We start from the raw sequence: 2559 nt of genomic DNA, 5'->3' as shown, positions 1-2559 counted from the left end.
TTTGTCAATTACTATTATACCTCTTTGAGATGTTTTTTTCTATTCTTACTGGCTAACTTAATTTTACAATATGGGTTTAAATTTTGGTTCTTTTTCTTTATTAAATTATGAAAAAAAGACTTGAAAAGTTTATATGTTTGTAGTATAATATTAATGTTATTTTTGAGGAGGTGAAAAGAATGGCAAATATTAAATCAGCACTTAAGAGAATAGATGTTACTAAAAAACAAACTCTTAAAAATAAAAGTAGAAAATCTGAAATAAAGACTTACATTAAGAAATTCAATGTAGCTTTAGAAGAAAGTAATTTAGAAACTGCTAATGAATTATTAAAAACTATTGATAAGAGACTTAAACAAGCTACAGTTAATAGTGTTTTTCATAAAAATGCTGCTTCAAGACAAGTTAGTAAATTAAGCAAGAAATTACACCAAGCTTCAACACAAGCGTAAATATAGTGTGTATGGATCCAACACATTATATTTGCTCCGTGTGGAGCTTTTTTTTTTTTACTTTTTTATATGAGTATGATATAATTTTAGACAAATAGTATTTTATTTATAGAGAGGTGCTAAATTGAAAATTTTACATTTAATTAGTCAATATCCTTCAAAAACTGGCAGTGGAATATATTTGACACAAGTTTATAAAAATTTTAAAGCTATGGGTTTTACACAAAAAGTTTTATGTTGCATGAATGAAGATGACATTATAAAGGTTAATTTTGATGATTATGAAGTAATAAAATTTAAAAATGATGAATTACCGTTTCCTGTTGTTGGAATGAGCGATGTAATGCCTTATGAGAGTTTTCTTTTTTCTAATTTGATTGATGAAAAATTAGAAAGCTATATTGAGGTTTTTAAAAATAAAATAAAAGAAGTTGTAAATGAATTTAATCCTGATATAATTTTTACAAATCATCTATATATTATGTCATCAATAGTTGCTAGTTTAAAACTTAACTGTAAAATTTTTGGATTTTGTCATGGGACTTGTCTAAGGCAATTATATAAAAATGATATTCATAAAAGTTTTATTTGTGAAAATATTTCAAAACTTAGTGGTATTTTTTGTTTATCCGAAAAACAAAAAGAAGAAATAATTGAGATTTTTGGATATGATAAAGATAAAATTTATGTTATAGGTGGAGGATACGACCTAGAATACTATTATGAAAAAGAAAATAAAAAATATGATGAAAATTCTAAATTAAAATTAATTTATGCAGGGAAATTTAGTAGAGCTAAAGGTGTAATATATTTATTAAAAGCATTCGAAAAAATAAAAGATAAATATAATATAGAATTGATTTTAGCTGGAAGTGGAACCGGTGAAGAATATGAAGAAATTATTTCCTACTCAAATAAATTGTCTGATTATGTAAAACTGTATGGTTATATGACTATGAAAGAAATATCTGATTTATTTAGAGCCTGTGATATATTTGTAATGCCTTCATTTTATGAAGGTCTTTCACTTGTAACAATAGAGGCAATGGCTTGTGGATTGAAAGTAGTTATGAATGAACTTGAAAATTTTATAACTTTTGTTGGAGAAAATATAGTTAAGTCTAAAAATATTGAATTTGTAAAAATGCCAAGCTTATATGATACAGATAAAATTATCGAAAGTGAAGTTGAAGATTATATAGAAAGATTAAGTAAAGCTTTAGAAAATCAAATAAATAATCTATATAAAAATAATTTTGAAAAAGATTTTTCATCTAAAATCATGCGATTTAGTTGGGAAAATATATGTAATAACATAAAAAATGTTATAATATAAAAAATTTTTATCAATAAATATTATAAATAAGGAAAATTAATTTTACTTTATTCTAAATTTATGATATTATCTTATTGATTAAAAATTAGGAGGTAAATTGATGAAAAAATTATCAAAAATTTTACTTTTATCATTAGTTACTGCAACTACTTTAGTAGGTTGTGGAGCAAAGAATGACACTAAAACTACTGATAAAAAACAATCAGAAACAAAACGCGATTTAGTTAAAGGTGATGTTCTTTTAGAAGAACAAAAGAAAGGTGCTACAGTTATTGACGTTAGAAAACCTGAACAATATAACGAAGGACATATCAAAAACGCTATAAACATTCCTTTAGCATCAATCGAAAAAGATATTGAAGCTAAAGCACCTAAGAAAGATACAAAAATCTTCTTATACTGCAATACTGGTAAACAAAGTGGACAAGCATTCGAAAAATTGAAAAAAATGGGTTACACTAACGTAAGCAATGCTCAAGGTGTTAAACAATATAAATATGACCTTGTAAAATAGTTGAATATTTTATTTAGTAAAAAAAGTGATGTTAAGGCATCACTTTTTTGTTGCTGTAAAATAAAAAAGTTTCTGGGCAATAAACTATCGTAAAAAGGTATAGTTCTTATTTTATAAGTAATATTTAATAAAATAAAGTTTAATTATTATGATTATGTATTAAAATTTTTGTAAATAATAGTAACCCATATTGTAAAATTAAGTTAGCCAGTAAGAATAGAAAAAAACATCTCAAAGAGGTATAATAGTAATTGACA

The 2559-nt window shown here is 24.1% G+C and carries 3 protein-coding genes; all 3 read left to right on the top strand.

The window, feature by feature from the left end:
* Nucleotides 1-179 precede the first annotated feature (179 nt).
* The 3 genes from rpsT to IBJ83_RS08275 all read left to right on the top strand — a co-directional run bounded on the left by rpsT (nucleotide 180) and on the right by IBJ83_RS08275 (nucleotide 2302).
* Entirely contained in the window at nucleotides 180-452 is a 273-nt protein-coding gene (gene rpsT / locus IBJ83_RS08285; protein WP_068472506.1) for a 30S ribosomal protein S20, read from the top strand.
* 124 nt (nucleotides 453-576) lie between these two features.
* Nucleotides 577-1788 carry a glycosyltransferase family 4 protein gene (locus IBJ83_RS08280; protein WP_201276072.1) on the top strand — a complete coding sequence of 404 codons (1212 nt, stop codon included), beginning with the start codon at nucleotides 577-579 and terminating at the stop codon, nucleotides 1786-1788.
* A 100-nt stretch (nucleotides 1789-1888) separates the two neighbouring features.
* Entirely contained in the window at nucleotides 1889-2302 is a 414-nt protein-coding gene (locus tag IBJ83_RS08275; protein ID WP_201276071.1) for a rhodanese-like domain-containing protein, read from the top strand.
* The last annotated feature ends 257 nt before the right edge of the window (nucleotides 2303-2559 follow it).

This window comes from Parvimonas parva (assembly GCF_016552165.1).
Taxonomy (GTDB): domain Bacteria; phylum Bacillota; class Clostridia; order Tissierellales; family Peptoniphilaceae; genus Parvimonas; species Parvimonas parva.
The sequence above is the reverse complement of the archived record's forward strand: the minus strand, read 5'-3'. Positions and strand labels throughout refer to the sequence as shown.